At 62.4% G+C, this 17,263-nt stretch carries 20 protein-coding genes; 6 read left to right on the plus strand and 14 right to left on the minus strand.

From position 1 onward, the window contains the following. Positions 1 to 13 precede the first annotated feature (13 nt). Positions 14 to 1,486, plus strand: a complete 1,473-nt coding sequence (locus EN852_RS28010; RefSeq protein WP_127879002.1) for an HAD family hydrolase — start codon at positions 14 to 16, stop codon at positions 1,484 to 1,486. 70 nt (positions 1,487 to 1,556) lie between these two features. Here the strand turns inward: EN852_RS28010 and EN852_RS28015 are convergent, their stop codons facing one another. From EN852_RS28015 to EN852_RS28030, 3 genes are all read right to left on the minus strand, one after another. Beyond that, positions 1,557 to 1,949, minus strand: a complete 393-nt coding sequence (locus EN852_RS28015) for a RidA family protein (RefSeq protein ID WP_127864586.1) — start codon at positions 1,947 to 1,949, stop codon at positions 1,557 to 1,559. 332 nt (positions 1,950 to 2,281) lie between these two features. Beyond that, positions 2,282 to 2,842 (minus strand): DUF4142 domain-containing protein, encoded by a 561-nt coding sequence (locus EN852_RS28025; RefSeq protein ID WP_127864585.1) that lies wholly within the window; start codon positions 2,840 to 2,842, stop codon positions 2,282 to 2,284. Positions 2,843 to 2,954: 112 nt separating this feature from the next. Then, the gene (locus tag EN852_RS28030; protein ID WP_127864584.1) at positions 2,955 to 3,710 is read right to left on the minus strand and encodes a DUF899 family protein; all 756 of its coding nucleotides are present in this window, start codon (positions 3,708 to 3,710) and stop codon (positions 2,955 to 2,957) included. Between the two features lie 159 nt (positions 3,711 to 3,869). Here EN852_RS28030 and EN852_RS28035 point away from each other — a divergent pair, with 159 nt between their 5' ends. Beyond that, positions 3,870 to 4,208: a hypothetical protein gene (locus EN852_RS28035; RefSeq protein WP_127864583.1), complete on the plus strand. Its 339-nt coding sequence runs from the start codon at positions 3,870 to 3,872 to the stop codon at positions 4,206 to 4,208. Positions 4,209 to 4,269: 61 nt separating this feature from the next. Here the strand turns inward: EN852_RS28035 and EN852_RS28040 are convergent, their stop codons facing one another. From EN852_RS28040 to EN852_RS28060, 5 genes are all read right to left on the minus strand, one after another. Next, positions 4,270 to 5,088, minus strand: coding sequence for a carbohydrate ABC transporter permease (locus tag EN852_RS28040; protein ID WP_189401077.1), 819 nt, complete (start codon positions 5,086 to 5,088; stop codon positions 4,270 to 4,272). Between the two features lie 7 nt (positions 5,089 to 5,095). Beyond that, positions 5,096 to 5,968, minus strand: a complete 873-nt coding sequence (locus EN852_RS28045) for a sugar ABC transporter permease (RefSeq protein WP_127879075.1) — start codon at positions 5,966 to 5,968, stop codon at positions 5,096 to 5,098. A 71-nt stretch (positions 5,969 to 6,039) separates the two neighbouring features. Further along, the gene (locus tag EN852_RS28050) at positions 6,040 to 7,302 is read right to left on the minus strand and encodes an ABC transporter substrate-binding protein (RefSeq protein WP_127879000.1); all 1,263 of its coding nucleotides are present in this window, start codon (positions 7,300 to 7,302) and stop codon (positions 6,040 to 6,042) included. A gap of 429 nt (positions 7,303 to 7,731) precedes the next feature. Next, positions 7,732 to 8,229: an N-acetyltransferase gene (locus EN852_RS28055; RefSeq protein WP_127878998.1), complete on the minus strand. Its 498-nt coding sequence runs from the start codon at positions 8,227 to 8,229 to the stop codon at positions 7,732 to 7,734. A 34-nt stretch (positions 8,230 to 8,263) separates the two neighbouring features. Further along, the gene (locus tag EN852_RS28060) at positions 8,264 to 9,262 is read right to left on the minus strand and encodes a transglycosylase SLT domain-containing protein (protein ID WP_127878996.1); all 999 of its coding nucleotides are present in this window, start codon (positions 9,260 to 9,262) and stop codon (positions 8,264 to 8,266) included. Positions 9,263 to 9,427: 165 nt separating this feature from the next. Between EN852_RS28060 and EN852_RS28065 the strand changes: the two genes are divergently transcribed. Next, entirely contained in the window at positions 9,428 to 9,997 is a 570-nt protein-coding gene (locus EN852_RS28065) for a methylated-DNA--[protein]-cysteine S-methyltransferase (protein WP_127878994.1), read from the plus strand. 15 nt (positions 9,998 to 10,012) lie between these two features. On the opposite strand, the gene EN852_RS28070 is transcribed toward EN852_RS28065, so the two are convergent. Further along, entirely contained in the window at positions 10,013 to 10,342 is a 330-nt protein-coding gene (locus EN852_RS28070) for a hypothetical protein (RefSeq protein WP_127878992.1), read from the minus strand. A 280-nt stretch (positions 10,343 to 10,622) separates the two neighbouring features. Here EN852_RS28070 and EN852_RS28075 point away from each other — a divergent pair, with 280 nt between their 5' ends. Beyond that, positions 10,623 to 10,835 carry a cold-shock protein gene (locus EN852_RS28075; RefSeq protein ID WP_027168154.1) on the plus strand — a complete coding sequence of 71 codons (213 nt, stop codon included), beginning with the start codon at positions 10,623 to 10,625 and terminating at the stop codon, positions 10,833 to 10,835. A 405-nt stretch (positions 10,836 to 11,240) separates the two neighbouring features. Here the strand turns inward: EN852_RS28075 and EN852_RS28080 are convergent, their stop codons facing one another. The 3 genes from EN852_RS28080 to EN852_RS28090 form a co-directional block, all read right to left on the minus strand. Continuing rightward, positions 11,241 to 11,852, minus strand: coding sequence for a glutathione S-transferase family protein (locus EN852_RS28080; RefSeq protein ID WP_127878990.1), 612 nt, complete (start codon positions 11,850 to 11,852; stop codon positions 11,241 to 11,243). A gap of 117 nt (positions 11,853 to 11,969) precedes the next feature. Continuing rightward, positions 11,970 to 12,830, minus strand: coding sequence for an EAL domain-containing protein (locus EN852_RS28085; RefSeq protein ID WP_127878988.1), 861 nt, complete (start codon positions 12,828 to 12,830; stop codon positions 11,970 to 11,972). Then, a complete protein-coding gene (locus EN852_RS28090; RefSeq protein ID WP_127878986.1) occupies positions 12,827 to 13,720 on the minus strand; it encodes an EAL domain-containing protein in 894 nt (297 codons plus the stop codon). Before EN852_RS28090 ends, EN852_RS28085 begins: the two co-directional genes overlap by 4 nt. 219 nt (positions 13,721 to 13,939) lie before the next feature. On the opposite strand from EN852_RS28090, the gene EN852_RS28095 reads away from it, so the two are divergent. After that, positions 13,940 to 15,142: a pyridoxal phosphate-dependent aminotransferase gene (locus EN852_RS28095; protein ID WP_127878984.1), complete on the plus strand. Its 1,203-nt coding sequence runs from the start codon at positions 13,940 to 13,942 to the stop codon at positions 15,140 to 15,142. A gap of 64 nt (positions 15,143 to 15,206) precedes the next feature. Here EN852_RS28095 and EN852_RS28100 read toward each other — a convergent pair whose 3' ends face one another. Next, positions 15,207 to 15,602: a cupin domain-containing protein gene (locus EN852_RS28100; RefSeq protein ID WP_127864573.1), complete on the minus strand. Its 396-nt coding sequence runs from the start codon at positions 15,600 to 15,602 to the stop codon at positions 15,207 to 15,209. Between the two features lie 39 nt (positions 15,603 to 15,641). After that, positions 15,642 to 16,196, minus strand: a complete 555-nt coding sequence (locus EN852_RS28105) for an isoprenylcysteine carboxylmethyltransferase family protein (protein ID WP_245519494.1) — start codon at positions 16,194 to 16,196, stop codon at positions 15,642 to 15,644. A 148-nt stretch (positions 16,197 to 16,344) separates the two neighbouring features. Here EN852_RS28105 and EN852_RS28110 point away from each other — a divergent pair, with 148 nt between their 5' ends. Beyond that, positions 16,345 to 17,202 carry an alpha/beta hydrolase gene (locus EN852_RS28110; RefSeq protein WP_127878982.1) on the plus strand — a complete coding sequence of 286 codons (858 nt, stop codon included), beginning with the start codon at positions 16,345 to 16,347 and terminating at the stop codon, positions 17,200 to 17,202. Positions 17,203 to 17,263 lie beyond the last annotated feature (61 nt).

A 17,263-nucleotide genomic window follows, 5' to 3' on the forward strand; every position in this document is an offset into this window, starting at 1 on the left:
TGGGAGATCTGCTTTGAAGAGGAAGATCGTCGATACACTTATTATTGACCTCGACAACACTATCTATGACTGGTTCGCGATCTGGTATTCGTCGTTTAATCCCATATACGAAGAAATAATCAGGACAAGCGGCAAGAGCGTCGAGGATGTTCAGAAGTCAATCAGAGACGTACATCAACGGCGACGAACATCTGAATACACATTTTTAATTGAGGAAATCGACGCACTGCAAGAACAAAGGCAGAGCGGTGATATAAGAAAGAAATTTGAAGAATCTATACGAGCATCTCAACAGGCCAGAGATAAAAATCTCAAGCTATACCCAGGTGTTTTTAGGAGTCTGTGGGCTATTAAAAACTCCGGAACAAAGATAGTAGCTTATACAGAGTCTATGGCCTTCTACTCGGCATACAGGCTAAAACGAGTTGGCCTTGACGGCGTCATCGACGTACTTTTTAGTCCCCAAGATCATGATATTCCAGTTGGAGTTTCCATAGAGAAGCTCAGAAGCTTGCCTGACGATTTTTATGATTTACAAGTAACGGAGGCTAGGCATACGCCAATTGGAGAGCTTAAGCCGAATCCTCGCGTCCTACTTGATATAATCAGGTCAGTCGGATCGCAGCCAGATAGATGCGCATACGTGGGTGATAGCATCTACAAAGATGTGGCAATGGCAAGAGACGCCCGGATATTTGATATTCATGCAAAGTATGGGGAAAGTCAGCGCCTGCCTGAATATGACCTTTTGAGGAGCGTATCTCACTGGACTCAACACGATGTCGAACGGGAACGCGCAATCGTCCAACAAGGCGCCGATTTCAAGCCAACAGCTATCTTAAATGAAAGCTTCTCTGAAATTTTTGCTCACTGCGACTTCGTCTCGTTTTCCGACGCTGAGCAGAATACGGTTTTATCTCGCAAAGACGAGCTGAACTTAGCGGTAGACGCATGGAAGAAAACCGTGGACGTTCAACAGCATTTCAACGATCTTGAAATGAGAGTTAGAAACTTTGCCATTACGGTAGTCGGCGCACTTATCGCTTCGATGAGCTTCACATATCAGCTCGGCTTAACGAGCGAGATATGGGGGATTGTCTTTCCTGCGGGAACGGTACTTGTGGCCGCAGCCATCTGTGCTTGGGCCGGGTTCTACTTCATGGATCGATATTGGTACCATGTGCTCTTGAAGGGGGCTGTGAACCACGCGGCTGAAATTGAAAGACTCTATGGTGACGATGTGCCATCGATAAAGCTCGGATCAACAGTATCCGAGGTAAGCCGAGGGGTTGAACTGTTTGGCTTTAAGGTAAACTCCACACGCAGATTGCAAATATTCTACTACGGAGGATTTGCAATTCTCGTTTGTGTTTTGGTCGCTTTGTTCTTCGCTAAGGCAGAGAAGAAGGGCATTCAGACACAGCGGATCGAACTGCAGAGCCCTTTGGCAGTTGAAATATTGCCGCCTTCTAAAAACACGCCGTAGCGGTCGCTAGCTCTGAGCGGTGTTTCGCTGGCAACCGACCGGCATCAGTTCAAGCACTAAGCGCTGGTCATCACGCCACCGCCACACACTCAATCTCGATATCAAACTCCATCGGCCAAGACGCCACGGGCACGAAACTCCGCGCCGGCGGGTTGGTGGCGAAATACCTCGCATAGACCCGGTTGATGGCGTTGTAGAAGCCGGAATTGACGGCATAGATGCGCACCATCACCACCTTGTCCAGCGAGGTGCCGGCCGCTTCCAGGCAGTGTTTCAGCGCCTTCAGCGACGCCTCGGTCTGGGTCTCGATGTCGCCGCGCACCATCTCGCCGGTCACCATGTCCACCGGCGGCGTCGCCGAAATGAACACGAAGCCGTTGGCCCGCACCGCCGTCGAGCACGGCAGGCCGAGCGCGCGCACCTTTGCCGACATCACCGGCACTTCGATGACTTCCTTGTCCATGGGGGTCCTCCCTGATTGGCAAAGGGAGCTTATCGCGGCGGCGAGGGAACGCCAGGGGCTTCCCTTCCCCCCTTGTGCAGGGCTGTTCGGCATTTTGCCAGGGCTGGTGGAAAACGCGCAACGTAGCGTTCCTTCGCCCCCCTCTCTGTCCTGCCGGACATCTCCCCTCAAGGGGGGAGATCAGCCGTCACGCCGGCTTTCGCCAATCTCCAACGTTGCAGGAAAGGCGAGGCGCCGAAGCTGCCAATCTCCCCCCTTGAGGGGGAGATGTCCGGCAGGACAGAGAGGGGGGCCTCGCGCCGGCGCAGGCCGATTAGCTTCCCCCAAAACCTTCACTGATGCGCGACCGCCAGGTCCTTCACATGCTTCTCATGCATCTTGAGCACCGGCAGCGTCTTCTTGGCGAATTCCTTCATCGCCGGGTCGTCGCCGGAATTGGCGTAGGTGGAAAACAGCGCCACGGCATCCCTGTGCGCGTCGCTCTGCATCTTGATGTATTTGGCGTCGAAATCCTTGCCGCTGGCAGCCTTCAATTCGTCGAGCATCTGCTGCTCCTTCGGCTGCAGCGCCGGGCCGGCGGGCTTGGTCGACGCGGTGGTCTGGCCCTGGCTGAGCGCCTCCTTGAAGTCGTCGCCGGCCTTGGTGTGATCCTTGATCATATCGGCGGCGAAAGCCTTGACGTCGGCCGACGCCGACTTCTCCTGCGCCAGCCTGCTCGACTCGATCTCGAACATGTTGGCATTCGGCACCGTTGTGACGAAGGTCTGGGTGTCGACCTTGTTGTCGGTCACCATCGGTCCCACGGCATCCGTATTGGTGTCGTTCGATTGGGCGAACGCGGCGGGCGCGCCGGCAAGAAGCGCGACGGCGACCAGGGGCAGCAGCGTTTTCATCTCGATCTCCGATCCGAATAGCCCCTCCGCCCTCCCCAACGCGGCACCGGCCACGGGGTTGCCTAAAGCTTGCTTGAAAGGGAACGCGGGCGGCCGACCGCCCGCATCGCCATCAGTGGCAGTGTGCGCTGGCGGGCTGCCCGGCATATTGCAGTTGCTCGTCCCAGTCCGGCCGGCCCTCGGGCGTGAAATCCATCAGGTTCCACAGGATCTCGCAGGTGCCGATCGCGCGGGGGTCTTGCCCAGGCTCGGACGGCGCGAAGCCAAGCTCCGACGACCAGAAATGGCGGATGCCGTCGGCATCGCGGTGGAACACCGAGAGCAGCGGAAGCTGCGCGCCCTCAGCGTCTTCCGCATTGTAGTCGCGCTTGAAATTGTTGCCGGCTGACGAGACGAGCCGCATGTTTTTCCAGCCGCGGTCGCGGGCGAGCGCGGTCAGATTGTCGAGCCCGGTTTTCGCCACCACCGCGAAGTTGAAGCCTGCCGCTTCGAGATGACCGATCGCGCCGTCGAACTGGTCGAGCAGCGCGGTGCAGGACGGGCATGGCTGGTCCTGCCGGGCAAGTTTTGCCGTCTCGCCGCTCGCCGCCACATCGCGCGTTTCCTGCGGATGGCGTGGGAACATCATCTGGTAGAGGATCAGCGTATCCTTGCCGGGCGCGAAGAGGTCCGGGAACTTGACTTTCGTCGCCCGGCCCCCAGCATCCAGCGCGTCAAAGACATAGTGCTGCGACACCAGCCCGCCCGGCGGCAGGGCGCGTCGCGCTTCGGCCACCGCCTCCATGGCGCGGCGCAGCTCGATTTCCTTGCGCAGCAGCTTTTCGCGGGCAGTGCGATATTTAGCGGATTCATTGGGAAAGGTGATCATGATCGTCTCCTTCGTGCCGGCGTCCCGGCGCGGGTTGCTCTACGACCCAAGGACGCGCCGCCCGGACGCGTTCCGACATTTTTTCATCACCGGAACCTGCCCCGCTTTGCGGCATTCTTTTGCGTGGCTAAAACCGTTCGGAATACCGGGGGAGAAAAAATGACCGACAGCGACGAGATCGACCTGCGCTGCCCACAGGTCGTCGCCGACAACGCCGCCAAGGGCCTCAGGCTGCGCCAGCAGTTCGGCCGCGGCGGCACCGAGATTGGTGTCGCCCGCGCCACCGAGCTCAAGAACCGCCGGAACCTGTCGCCCTCCACCATCCGGCGCATGGTCAGCTATTTCGCTCGCCACGAGGTCGACAAGAAGGGCAGGAACTACGGCAACGAGGACAATCCAACGGCCGGCTATATCGCCTGGCTGTTGTGGGGCGGCGATGAAGGGCGCGCCTGGGCGCTCGAGATGAAGAAGAAGGTCGGCAACGCGCCCGACATCTGAGAGCAATTCCAGGAAAAGTGTGCAGCGGTTTTCCGTCCGGAATTGCGTCAGGCAAATAGCCTCACCCCTTCACCCCGCCGGCGGTGAGGCCGGAGACGATGCGGCGCTGGAAGATCAGCACCAGCGCCACCAGCGGCACGGTGACGATCACCGAGGCGGCCATGATGTTGCCCCAGGGGATCTCGAACTGCGAGTTGCCGGACAGAAGCGCGATCGCCACCGGCACGGTGCGCTGTGTGTTGGTGGAGGTGAAGGTGAGCGCGAAGAGGAACTCGTTCCAGGCGCTGATGAAGGCGAGCAGGCCCGTGGTGGCGAGCGCCGGCCACATCAGCGGCAGGAAGATGCGCGTCAGGATGGTCCACGGCCCGGCGCCGTCGAGGATCGCCGCCTCCTCGACCTCGACCGGCAGGTCGCGCACGAAAGTGGTGAGCACCCAGACCGTGAACGGCAGCGTGAAGATCATATAGGACAGGATGAGCGCCAAGAGCGAATTGTAGAGATGCAGCGCCCGGACGATCTCGAACAGCCCGGCCAGTGCCGCCACCTGCGGAAACATCGACACCGACAGGATGGCGAGCATCAGCGCCGCGCGCCCGCGGAAACGGATGCGTGCCAGCGCATAGGCCGCGGTGACCCCGAGCAGCAGCGAGATCGCGACGACCGCGCCGGAAACGACGAGCGAGTTGACGAGATTGCGCAGGAAGGGCCCTTCGGTCAGCACATTGCGGTAATTGGCAAGGCTGAACGATCGCGGCCAAAGGCCCGCCTGGAACAATTCGGTGCCCGATTTCAGGCTTGTGACGATGGCGTAATAGAACGGAAACACCGCGACGAAGACGATCGCGAGAAGCAGCAGATAGAAGGCGGCGCGCCTCAGCATCTTCACCTCAGCGCCCTCCCTCGAAACTCAGCCGTCCAAGCCGGATATAGGCGATGGTGAGCAGGCCGATGATCAGGAAAAGCAGCGTCGAGGCGGCCGAGCCATAGGCGAACTTGTCGAACTCGAACAGGTTCTCGCGCGTGAAGATCGACATCGACTTGGTCTGGACGTTGTTGGGCGTCAGCACATAGATCAGGTCGAAGATGCGCAGCGCGTCGAGCGCGCGAAAAATCACCGCCACCATCACCGCCGGGCGGATCAGCGGCAGGGTCACCCGCCAGAAGATCTGCCAGGGATTCGCGCCGTCGAGCTTCGCCACTTCGAGGATCTCGCGCGGCAACATTTGCAGCGCCGCGAGGATCAACAGCGCCATGAACGGCGTCGTCTTCCAGATATCGACAATCAGCACGGCGATCATCGCGGTGTCGGCGCTGGCGGTCCAGGCGATCTTGCTGTCGACCAGGCCGAGATTGAGCAGCACGACATTGATGATGCCGAACTGGTCGTTGAGCATCCACTGCCACATCTTGGCTGAGACGATGGTCGGGATCGCCCAGGGGATGAGGATCGCGGCTCGCACGATGCCGCGTCCCTTGAATTCGGCGTTGAGCGCCAGCGCGACAATCATGCCGAGCACCGTCTCGCAGGCCACCGAGATAACGGCGAAGCGCACCGTGTTCCACACCGCCCGCCACCAGACCGGATCGACGAGCAGCCCGTCATAGAGCAGCCGCCCGCTCGGCAGGCGCAGCACCGAGAAATAATTGTCGAAGCCGACCCATTGCCGTGCGTCGAGATCGGCCAGCGAAGCATCGGTGAAGCTGTAATAGACCGTGCGCAGGAACGGCCAGCCGGCGACGACGGCGAGCACGAAGAGCATCGGCGCCAGGAACAGCCAGGCCGTGCGCACGCGCCGGCGCGCCAGCGGCGATGGCCTTACGCTGGCCGCGCTCACCAGCCCTTGCCTTTCAGCCTGGTCAGCCGCGCCTCGAGATCGGCGAGATTGTCGGCGGCGGTGCCGTTCCCGGAGATCGTGTTGTGGACCGCGGTCCAGAACTGGCTCGAGGCCTCATTGTATTTGATCCTGGCGGTTGCCGAGGGGCGCGGCTGCGCGTTGAGGAATATCTCTTTCCAGCGCGGCACGATCGGCTGTTGCCTGGCGATGTCGGGGTCGTCATAGAGCGCCGCGATGGTCGGCAGGTTGGCCGTCTTCAGCGTCCGGTATTTCTGCATTTCGGGCGAGGCGATAAACTTGACCAGATCGATCGCCGCGTCGGGGTGCTTCGAATATTTGGAGACCGCAAGGTTCCAGCCGCCGAGCGTCGCGACCGGATGCCCGCCATCGCCGGCCGGCAGCGGCGCCACGTCGAACTTGCCCTTGATCGGCGAATTCTCGCTGTTGCCGAGCGCATAGGCATAGGGCCAGTTGCGCATGAAGACGGCGTTGCCGGTTTGCCAGACGCCGCGCGACTCCTCCTCCTGATAGGCGAGCGCGCCCGGCGGTGCGATCGTGCCGATCCAGCCCTTGACCCTGTCGAGCGCCGCGGCCGCCTTTGGATTGCCGATGGAGATTTCGCCGTCCGGCTCGATGATCCCGCCGCCGCCATTCGACATGACCCATTCGAGCGCGTTGCAGGTCAGCCCCTCATAGGCATTGCCCTGGAAGACATATCCCCAGATGTCCTTGTTGCCGGCCGCCCGTTCCCTGTCCATGACGCGCTTCGCGGTGTCCTGCAATTCCTGCCAGGTGGACGGTACCTTGAAGCCGTATTTGTCGAGCAGATCCTTGCGGTAATAGAGCGCCGGCGCGTCGGTGAAGATCGGCAGCGCGACCAGCCTGCCATCGACGGTCTGCGACCGGATGATCGACGGGAAATGCTCGCCCACCACATCCCTGGTCGCCTCAGTCAGGTCGACCAGTTGGCTGGCCAGTTGCGGCGCCCAGATGACGTCGGTCTGGTAGACATCGATGTCGCTGCTGCCGGCGGCAAGCCACAGCCTGTATTGGCCGAACTGGTCGGTGGTCGAGGGCGGGATGACGACGATGCCGACCTTGTTGCCGCTCTTTTTCTCATAGAGGTCGAGGATCTCGCGCAGCACCTTGATGCCATTGCCGGTGTCGCCCGACACGATCGACAGTTCCACGGCTCGCGCCTGGACAGCGCCCAGCAGGATGACGACGGCCAGCACAAGGAACGCGCAAACAGGCTTCACGGGGTTGCGGGCCTCCCTCAGCGGCCGGCGGCGCCATCCAGGCGTCGCGGCTCATCAAGGCCCCTGCGATGAATGCACGATGACGCTTAGGGTTCCATGCGCTCATGCGTGCCGGTTCAGGCCGACAGGTCGGTGAAGCCGCCTCGGTCGGCTCGACCGCGTCGGCGGCCTGCTTCCTTCACCCGCTTTCACGAAAGCGGACGGGCTCCGAAACCCCCGCCCCGGAGCCCGTCTGGGAGTGGCTGACGCATGCCGGCACAGCCGCCTCCGACGCCTTGCCCGCGTCGATCCGCCGATCGGCCGCCCGGCACGACGACGCATTAGCATGCCCTAACGTCAGCCTATGTGAAGGAGTTCACAATGCGTGCGCGCAAGTGGTTGCAACACAGCGCCGGGAGCCCGATCCAGCCCGCCGCCGCGCTTTGCCCGTCAGCCTTCCCAGCCGACCGGGATCATGCCGAGCCGCTCGTAGAGCCTGAAGGCCGCGGTGTTCTTCACCGTGTTGGTCTTGAGATCGACATGGGCCGCGCCCCGCTCGCGAAAAGTCTGGAACACGTGCCGCATCAGCGCCTCGCCGATGCCCTGCCTTCTGGATTCCGGATGGACGGCGAGATCCTTGACGAAACCGGATGTCCAGCACAGCGCCGCGCCCGCAAGCAGGCCCTTGCCGTCGATGACGAGGAAACAGAGAGCGGGATCGAACTCGGCGTCGCCGGCAATGCGCGGCCACCAGTCGTCGAACGGCCCGTCGGCGCCGTCGTCGAACACCTCTTCCAGCAGCGCGTGCAAAGCCTGCGCATCACGATGTTCGAAAGCGCGCATGACGAAGCCTTCCGGCCAATGCGGCGCGGCGAGCGTATCGTCGAGCAGCTTGCGCAGGCGGATGTCGTTAGGAGCCGGCGGACGAGGCGTCGTGTTTTCAGGCATGGCGCTGTCTCGAAACGTCGCGCGGACCGTCCGCTCAGGCGTCGGGTGGCAGGCGATGCCGCTTGCGGTCGGCGCCAAGTCCCGTCGCCTCGAGCAGGCCCTTGCGCTTGGCATCGTAGTAATAGCCGGTCTGGTAGAGCGTATCGGCCCGCTTGGCGTTGCCGCCCGAGACCAGCCAGGCGCCACGCAGATATTTCACGGCATATTTGAGATTGGTCTCGGCGTCGAACAGGCCGGTCGCCGGGCCGTCATAGCCCATGCCGCGTGCCGTCGCGTGCTTGATCTGCATCAGTCCCCAATGGCCGTGATTATAGGCTTTCGGGTTGAAGGTGCTCTCGCGGTTGACGACATGGCGCACCAGCTCGACCGGCACTTCGTAGAGCGCCGAATATTTCTCGATCAGCTGCTCGATCTCGCCGCGCGGGCCGCTGGCATGCTGCTCGGGCTGGCCGGGTGCCGCCAGCAGAGCGGGGTTGTCCGGCGCCACGTAAGCAACCTGCTGGACGCCCGGCATCGGGGCGATTTTCGCCGACTGGCCGGTGACCGGCATGGCGACGCCCGCGGTCGTATAGACCGCCGCTTGCTTGATGGATCCTGCCTGTTTGATCGATCCTGGGCCGGTCGGCGAGCCGCCGGCCGTCAGCACCGGCGGCGGCGGAAACTGGCCGGCCATCGGCGTCGCCCCGGCGAAAGCCGCGGGCTGAGCCAGCGCCGCCCCGGGCTGGACAGGCGGCGGCAAAAGCGCGCCTTGCGTCGCAAGCGCGCTTTGCGTCGCCGGCGCGCCGGGCGTGGTCGCCATGGCAACGGCATCGCCGGTAAGCGCGGCGGTCTGCACCTGCGCGAGGCCGGAAGGCTCGGGCAACACGGCCACCGTTTCGGGCAGCGCGACCGTCGGCGTGTCGTCGGCCACGACAGGCGTCGAGGCTTCCGCAAGCGCGGGCGCGGCCTTCATCTGCGAGGTCGAGGTGCAACCGCTCAGACCAGCAGCGGCAACGAGCACGCCGATCGCGGTGAATATGATTTTAGCTGGCAAGCCGTGAGGGTCCGGTTTGTCTGTTGTTAAGGAGTCCTTACACCAGCGATTCACACCCCGCAATCGGGGCCACCAGGCGGTTTTCGGGTGGCGGGAACAGGGCAAAAATGCCATATTGTTCTGGATATGTACTCGTTTTTCGCGGTTTTGCGGAAGGAAAACGCCATGAAACCCACATCTGAGATCACGGCCGGCCACGCAGTGTTAGAAACAGTGATCGGCTTCATGGGCATCGCCTGGAACGAGAAGGGCCTGATCCGGCTCTGCCTGCCCGAACGCAGCCGCGAGGCGGTCGAGCGCCGGCTGTTTCGCCACGCCGGTGTTTCGACCTCGACCGACCAGCCGCAATGGGTGGTCGAACTGATCGCCTCGATCAAGGCCTATGCGGCCGGCGAGGACGTCGATTTCTCCGACGTGCCGGTCGATCTCGACGGCGTCGACGATTTTCGCCTCGCCATCTACGATGCCGCGCGCAAGCTCGGCTTCGGCGAGACCACCACCTATGGCGAGCTGGCCAAGCGCGCCGGCCATGCCGGGCTCGCCCGCGAGACGGGTGCTGCCCTTGGCGCCAACCCGGTGCCACTGGTCATCCCCTGCCACCGCATCCTGGCGGCCGGCGGAAAGATCGGCGGCTTTTCCGCGCCAGGCGGCTCGGCCACCAAGGAAAAGATGCTGGCCATGGAAGGCGTTCGCGTCGGCCCGCCGCCGGCCGCGCAGGCTTCGTTCGGGTTCTGAGATCTCGCCGGATTATCAGTGGCGATGGGGGAAAAATCGCCGCCGGAAATGGTCGAAGTCCAGCCGCTTGCAGACATAGACGGCGCAGGACCTTGTGTCGGCGCTCGGCACATAGGCGCGCGCCCTCACCTCGCCCGCGTTGCAGAAGCGCTCGTCGCGCACATAGCGATCATAGAGCGGCAGACCCGGCACCCGCGTCGACTGGTAGCGCAGAATGACGGCGCCCTGCCTTGCGATCGTCGCCTGTACCCGGTCGCAGCTCATGCGCGTCGGATCGTAGCGCGACGCCGCCTGCGCCTCGGCGGCCAGAAGCAGGAAGCAGGCGGCAAGCAGAATAGTCTTCATGGTTGCTCTCCCTGGAACGGCAAGCATCTCATCTCTCCACAACGTGGGACCGGTGTCAAAACTTCCGTGCGCCGCTTCCAAACGCCCGAGACTGCACGCCGGCAGCGCGCAAGCGAACGTCTTGTTTTCTTGCAAAAACTATCCTATATCCGAGGCATTGAATTTGGCCGATCGATCGGGCCGCGATCTTCGCGTTTGCTGACGTCTATCTCCAAAGTTTCGATACCGCCGGCCGGACGTTGGTCCGGTCAAACAAAAGCAAATGTGAAGGACTTTCTATATGGCAACTGGTACGGTCAAGTGGTTCAACGCCACCAAGGGCTACGGCTTCATCCAGCCTGACAACGGCGGCGCGGACGTTTTCGTCCACATCTCCGCCGTCGAGCGCGCTGGCATGACGAGCCTGGCTGAAGGCCAGAAGATCAACTTCGAGATCGAGCAGGACCGCCGCACCGGCAAGTCCGCTGCTGGGTCTCTGAGCAAGGCAGCCTGATTTGGCTTAAGCATTTTTGCGGCAAAGCGTAGCGCTTAGTGCTGCGAAGGTGCGATTGAGTAAAGGCGCGCGCCGGACGAAGGTTCGGGGCGCGCGGCAAGTCACGGATGTACTGACGGTCGCGCGATAAGCGCGCCGGAGCGGAAAGACCGACAAGCTGGAACAGCAGATAGCTGCCAGCCCGGACCGGACGCTCCCAATCAGGCTACCGGCACAGGAAGGCGGGCATTGCCCGCCTTTTTTGTTGCCTGGATTTTGGCGATTGGCTTCCTTCTCCCCGTTCACGGGGAGAAGTGCCCGGCAGGGCGATGAGGGGCAGCGCCAACGCTTCAGGACTGTCATTTTGCCCAACCAGGAAAGGCTGGCGCAGGACGCAGTCGCCTAGGCCTTCGCCGACCGCCAGCGTCAGTCAGGCGCCCACTCTATCGGCACATGCCCCTTGTCCGCCTCGACCCGCTTCAGCCACGCGGCGACCGCCGGATAGGCGTCGAGCTGGAAGCCGCCCTTCTCGGCGGTGTGTGTGTAGGCATACAGCGCGATGTCGGCGACGCTGTAGGAATTGCCCGCGAAGAATGCGTTCTGCTCCAGATGCTGGTTCATCACGCCCAGCGCCTTGTTGCCGCGTTCCAGCGTTTGCGCCAGCCGTTCCGGCGTGGCGTCCTTCGCCCGCTCAGGAAAAGTCAAAAGCGCCTTGCGCACCGCGATATAGGGCTCGTGGCTGTATTGTTCGAAGAACAGCCATTGGTAAGCCAGCGCGCGTTCGTATTTGTCGGCAGGCAGGAAGCGCGTGCCCTCGGCAAGATAAAGCAGGATGGCGTTGCTCTCGGCGATGCGCCTGCCGTCGTCGAGCTCCAGCATCGGCACCATCGCGTTCGGATTCTTGGCGACGTAGTCGGGCTTGCGCGTCTCGCCGGTATGCGAGCTCACCTCGACCCGGGTGAAGGGGATGCCGAGCTTGGCCATCAACAGCCGCGGTTTGTAGCAATTGCCGCTGTCGGCCATGTCGTAAAGGATCATGCCTCTTGCCCTCTCGAGTTTCCTGGGAACGCTCTAACCCGCGCGGCCAAGCCCCATCCAGTGATTTGTTTTTGCGAAAAACCATCAGCGATGCTGATGTGTCTTTCGGATCCAGCATCAGCGTTGCTGGTGCAGCGGCACAACCTTGTCGCCGGCGTCGAGCAGGGCGTCGACGGAAAGCGGCTCTTCCTTGAAGATCGTGCCTGCGAGCGCCGGGCGGGCGAGATGGAAACCCTGCAGCAGGTCGGCGCCGCCCTCGAGCGCGACGCGCAAGTGCTGGGCATTCTCTATGCCCTCGACCAGCACTTTGGCGCCGCGCTCCTGCAGCATGCCCACCAATGGCCGGAAGAAGCGCTCGGCGGCGGCGTGGCGGCAGAGCGCGCCGAACCAGGCGCCGTCGATCTTGACGATGTCGGGCGCGAGCAGATTGATGCGCGCCTCGGTGGAATGTCCGGTGCCGAAATCGTCGATGGCGATGCGGATGCCGTCGCGCCGCATTTCGCGCACCAGGCTGGCAAGAACCTGATCGTCGGCCGCTTGTTCGGTGATCTCGCAGACCAGCAGGCCCGGCTCCAGCTCGAAATCGCCGAGATGCCTGGTCATGAGCCGGATTTCGGCCAGCGCCCGCCCGAGATGATCGTTGATCATCGGATTGTAGTTGAAGAACAGCGTGAGCCCCTCGAGGCCGATGTTGCGGTAATTGCCGAGATGCAGCATCCGGCACATCGTTTCGACAAACAGCCGGTCGGATGCGGGAACGCCCCCGAAGAAGATCGATGGAGCCACCGGCTCGGCGATGCGGCGCGGCTCGATCAGCCCCTCGACGGCGACCGCTCTGAGCACCCTGTCCTGCAAGGCGAAAATCGGCTGGTAGGCGCTCCACAGCCGGAATTCGCCATAGATGCCGAACTGAAGGCCGATCTCGTCGGCGAAGATCGCCTTGGCGACGTTGCGCCGCCTCTCATGCCTTTCGTTCATGGCGCGACCTTGCGCCCGAATACCCTTGCCGGCCGCGACCGCGTCGCCGGAGGGCTTGCGGCAGCCGATACCGTGCTCTCTTCGGCCGGAGGCTGCACGCCCTTGCCGAAGACGCGAAAGCTGGTGGGAGCAAGTTCGGGCCGGGCAAGCACATAGCCTTGCACCATGGAAGCGCCGGCTTTCTCGGCAAGCTCCAGTTGCCAGCCTTCCTCGAGACCTTCGAAGACGGTGTGGATGCCCTGGGTTTCGAAGCCGTTCACCATGGCCGTCAGCAATGCGAAGCCGGCGCCGGACTCCATCAGATGCGTGATCCACTGCGCATCGAACTTGACGATGTCGGGCTTGAGTTCCTTGATCCGGTGGATGTCGGATTCATCGGCGCCATAGTCGTCCACCGCGATGCGGAAGCCATTGGCCCTCAGCGCCTCGACAAAATCATAGAGCGCTTCCTGCGAGGCCGACTTCTGCTCGGTAACCTCGCAAACGATGCGGCGCGGATCGATACCGGCTTCGTGCAGCACCAGCCGCATATCGCGCAATGCCTTGTCGGCAATGCCGCGATCGGTGAAGACGGACGGGTCGAAATTGATAAAGATGGACGCCTCCTGCGGCAGGCAGGCACCGGCGTTCAGAAGATGCAGCGTGCGCGTCAGCGCCTCGATGTGCAGCCGGTCGGCCGCCGGGCAGGTGCCGAAGAACGCCGCCGGCGACTGCGGCTCGCCGTCGCGGAACGGCCGGATCAGCCCCTCGAAGGCGGCGACCGAAAGCTTGCCTTCCTTGAAGGCGAAGATCGGCTGGAACGCGCTTTGCAGCGTATAGATGCCCCAGACACCGGTCGAGGTGCCGTCATCATGACGGATGATGTGGGCAAGCCCGATGCTGCGCGACAAGGTTTCTCGCTCCGCGAATTGGCGCAATCCGATCTGCGATCCTGCCAGCCAAGGGTTTACCGGCCGTTGATGAATTTAGCGTTGCCGCTCACGCAGGCGGACTTTGGTCACGCCTCCTTGACCTCTGGCTCATCGCACAATGCTTGCGCTCCGCGCCATGATGCGACATGAGAGGCGCCGCGGCCGCTCCTGGCCGCCTTTCCTAGGAGACTTCTTGTCATGGCCTTTCTCGCCGACGCCCTTTCCCGCGTTAAGCCTTCCGCGACCATCGCGGTGACGCAGAAAGCGCGCGAGCTGAAAAATGCCGGTCGTGACGTGATAGGCCTCGGCGCCGGCGAGCCGGACTTCGATACGCCCGACAACATCAAGAACGCGGCGATCGAGGCGATCCGCCGCGGCGAGACCAAGTATCCGCCGGTGTCGGGCATCGTGCCTCTGCGCGAGGCGATCGCAAAGAAGTTCAAGCGCGAAAACAATCTCGACTACCGGCCCGAGCAGACCATCGTCGGCACCGGCGGCAAGCAGATCCTGTTCAACGCCTTCATGGCGACGCTGAACCCCGGCGACGAGGTCATCATCCCGCGCCCCTACTGGGTGAGCTACCCCGAAATGGTGGCGATCTGCGGCGGCACGTCGGTCTTCGCCGACACCTCGATCGACAACGGCTTCAAATTGACGGCGGATGTGCTCGAAAAGGCGATCACGCCGAAGACCAAATGGCTGCTGATGAACTCGCCGTCCAACCCGTCGGGCGCCGCCTACACGGAGGCCGAGCTCAGGGCGCTGGCCGATGTTCTGCTCAAGCATCCGCATGTCTGGACGCTGACCGACGACATGTATGAGCATCTGACCTATGGCGACTTCGTCTTCAAGACCATGGCCGAGGTCGAGCCTAACCTCTACGAGCGCACACTGACGATGAACGGCGTGTCGAAAGCCTATGCCATGACCGGCTGGCGCATCGGCTATGCCGCCGGCCCGGTGCCGCTGATCAAGGCGATGGACATGATCCAGGGCCAGCAGACCTCGGGCGCCTGCACCATCGCGCAATGGGCATCCGTCGAGGCGCTCAACGGCCCGCAGGACTTCATCGCCAAGAACAAGGCGATCTTTCAAGGGAGGCGCGACCTCGTCGTCTCGATGCTCAACCAGGCGCGCGGCATCTCCTGCCCCTCGCCCGAAGGCGCCTTCTACGTCTACCCGTCCTGTGCCGAGCTGATCGGCAAGAAGACCAAGGCCGGCAAGGTGATCGACACCGACGAAGCCTTCTGCTCGGAACTGCTCGACGCCGAAGGTGTGGCGGTGGTGTTCGGCTCGGCCTTCGGCCTCGGTCCGAATTTCCGCATCTCCTATGCCACGTCGGAAACCTTGCTCGAGGAAGCCTGCACGCGCATCCAGCGCTTCACCGCGTCGTTGACTTGAACGGCGCAGGAAGCACCGAACGCGAAGAACCCGGCGTCACGCCGGGTTTTTTGTCGGGTTCGTCCTAACCGCCATATTGCTCGTCGGAAACCTGCTCGAGCCAATCGGCGTGGACGCCGTCCATCGCCTCCTGCATGGCGATATGGGTCATGGCGGTTTTCGCTCCGGCGCCGTGCCAGTGTTTCTCGCCCGGCGCGAAGGAGATGACGTCTCCTGCCCTGATCGTCTGGGTCGGCTCGCCCCAGGTCTGGGCAAGTCCGGCGCCGGCCGTGACATAGAGTGTCTGCCCGAGCGGATGCGTGTGCCAGTAAGTGCGCGCGCCGGGCTCGAAACTGACCAGCGTCGCCCTCAGCCGCGCCGGCGCTTCTTTCTCGATGATCGGCGTCTGCAGCACCCGTCCGGTGAAATAAGTCCCCGGCGCGATGATCGTCGGCACACTGCCGCACGCAATGATCTTCATCTGGCAATCCTTCCGTTGGGCAACCCTGCCTTGTCTCGGCTACCACCCCAGCCGCGGCCAGAACAGGCCGGCTCGACCGCGATAGGCCTGGTAATCGCCCGCCAACAGCGTACGCGAAAATTTCTTTTCTTCGCCCAGCGCCGCAACCACATAGAGGACGGTGATCCCGGCGACCGGTACCACCGCCCAGATCGACCAGGTCGCGATCCCCCATCCAATCCAGAAGATGATGTATGACGAGTAGAAAGGGTGGCGGATATAGCGGTAGGGACCATCGGTCAGCAGGCTGTGCGGATTATCGGGCGCGAAGGCGAAATGCAGCCGCGCCCTCCGCGACGTGACGATCGCCCACCAGAAGAGGACAGAGCTTGCCAGTTCGACGGCGAGCCCGGCGAGTTTTGCCGGAACCGGCTGCGATTGGATCCACAGGATGGCGAGAAAGAAAAGCGCCGTGGCAATCACCACTGCCGAAATCGCCATGGCGCCTGGAGACATGCCCTGCAATTGAAAATGCGCCCGCATCGACCAGACATATTGGCCAATGGTCGCGATGCTGCATATCGAGACGAGAAGATCGAGCAATGGTTCCATCATAGGGGGTTTCCGCAGGTGCTTGTCATCCAGCCGGTAGCCACACCGGCCGTTCATTTCCAGGAACCCTCTCTTAACCACATGCTTAAAGAAGATATAGAGCCCCGGATGCGATGTTGGCCACCAGCCAAATCCGAGGATTTAATACAGCATGAGCGTCACTGACCGCACGATCCGCACGCCGCAGGCCGATTTGCGCCTCAGCCAGTCCTCTGGTTCCGGCATGCCCATCGTCATGGTCCACGGCTCGGGGAGTTCGCGCGCGGTTTTTGCGCGTCAGTTCGACAGTCCGCTCGCCGATGCCCACCGGCTGATCGCTTTCGACCTTCCCGGCCATGGCGACTCCTCCGATGCTCGCGACCCGGCCGCAACCTATACGATCACCGGCCTCGCCCAGACCACAGCCCGCCTTCTCGATGCCCTGAACATCGGCCACGCCATCATCTTTGGCTGGTCGCTTGGCGGCCATGTCGCGATTGAACTTGCCAGCTTCCATCACGCGGTGAGCGGTCTTGTGTTGACCGGGGCGCCGCCGGTGTCGAGGGGACCGCTCGGCATGTTGCGTGGCTTTCATGCCAACTGGGACATGCTGCTCACCTCCAAGAAGGTTTACTCCGAACGCGACATCGAGCGCTTTGAGGCGTTTTGCTTCGGCGACAGCGCAAGTCCGTCTTTCCGCGAGGCCATAAGGCGCACCGACGGCAGGCTGCGCTCGGGCGTGGCGTTCGGCATGTTTGCCGGCAAGGGCGCCGACCAGAAGCAGGTGGTTGAGAATGCTCCGTTCCCGGTCGCGGTGATCAATGGAGAGCATGACCCGCTCGTGCGCCTGAGCTACTTCGAGACACTGGCCTACGCCTCGCTGTGGGAACGGTGCCATGTCATATCCGGCGCCGGCCATGCGCCATTCTGGGAAAAGCCGGACCTGTTCAATCCGCTGCTGTCACGCTTTGCCGAGAGGGTAGTGAAGCAAGGCGCAGCCAGACCGGTGCGCCGAACCGAGGCCGGCTGAGCCTTTATTGACATCTCCGGTTCTGGCTTCTCAACCACCGCCAGCATCGATGGTGGCGCTG

The organism is Mesorhizobium sp. M2E.F.Ca.ET.209.01.1.1 (assembly GCF_004010375.2).
Taxonomy (GTDB): Bacteria; Pseudomonadota; Alphaproteobacteria; order Rhizobiales; family Rhizobiaceae; genus Mesorhizobium.

What these genes read in the sequence shown, in the direction of transcription:
- EN852_RS28085 (WP_127878988.1), bottom strand. Translation starts at nt 12,830, where the DNA reads ATGAACGAAAGGCATGAGAGGCGGCGCAACGTCGCCAAGGCGATCTTC.
- EN852_RS28055 (WP_127878998.1), bottom strand. Translation starts at nt 8,229, where the DNA reads ATGCCTGAAAACACGACGCCTCGTCCGCCGGCTCCTAACGACATCCGC.
- EN852_RS28015 (WP_127864586.1), bottom strand. Translation starts at nt 1,949, where the DNA reads ATGGACAAGGAAGTCATCGAAGTGCCGGTGATGTCGGCAAAGGTGCGC.
- EN852_RS28075 (WP_027168154.1), top strand. Translation starts at nt 10,623, where the DNA reads ATGGCAACTGGTACGGTCAAGTGGTTCAACGCCACCAAGGGCTACGGC.
- EN852_RS28035 (WP_127864583.1), top strand. Translation starts at nt 3,870, where the DNA reads ATGACCGACAGCGACGAGATCGACCTGCGCTGCCCACAGGTCGTCGCC.
- EN852_RS28100 (WP_127864573.1), bottom strand. Translation starts at nt 15,602, where the DNA reads ATGAAGATCATTGCGTGCGGCAGTGTGCCGACGATCATCGCGCCGGGG.
- EN852_RS28105 (WP_245519494.1), bottom strand. Translation starts at nt 16,196, where the DNA reads ATGATGGAACCATTGCTCGATCTTCTCGTCTCGATATGCAGCATCGCG.
- EN852_RS28110 (WP_127878982.1), top strand. Translation starts at nt 16,345, where the DNA reads ATGAGCGTCACTGACCGCACGATCCGCACGCCGCAGGCCGATTTGCGC.
- EN852_RS28030 (WP_127864584.1), bottom strand. Translation starts at nt 3,710, where the DNA reads ATGATCACCTTTCCCAATGAATCCGCTAAATATCGCACTGCCCGCGAA.
- EN852_RS28095 (WP_127878984.1), top strand. Translation starts at nt 13,940, where the DNA reads ATGGCCTTTCTCGCCGACGCCCTTTCCCGCGTTAAGCCTTCCGCGACC.
- EN852_RS28040 (WP_189401077.1), bottom strand. Translation starts at nt 5,088, where the DNA reads ATGCTGAGGCGCGCCGCCTTCTATCTGCTGCTTCTCGCGATCGTCTTC.
- EN852_RS28045 (WP_127879075.1), bottom strand. Translation starts at nt 5,968, where the DNA reads ATGCTCTTCGTGCTCGCCGTCGTCGCCGGCTGGCCGTTCCTGCGCACG.
- EN852_RS28025 (WP_127864585.1), bottom strand. Translation starts at nt 2,842, where the DNA reads ATGAAAACGCTGCTGCCCCTGGTCGCCGTCGCGCTTCTTGCCGGCGCG.
- EN852_RS28070 (WP_127878992.1), bottom strand. Translation starts at nt 10,342, where the DNA reads ATGAAGACTATTCTGCTTGCCGCCTGCTTCCTGCTTCTGGCCGCCGAG.
- EN852_RS28080 (WP_127878990.1), bottom strand. Translation starts at nt 11,852, where the DNA reads ATGATCCTTTACGACATGGCCGACAGCGGCAATTGCTACAAACCGCGG.
- EN852_RS28065 (WP_127878994.1), top strand. Translation starts at nt 9,428, where the DNA reads ATGAAACCCACATCTGAGATCACGGCCGGCCACGCAGTGTTAGAAACA.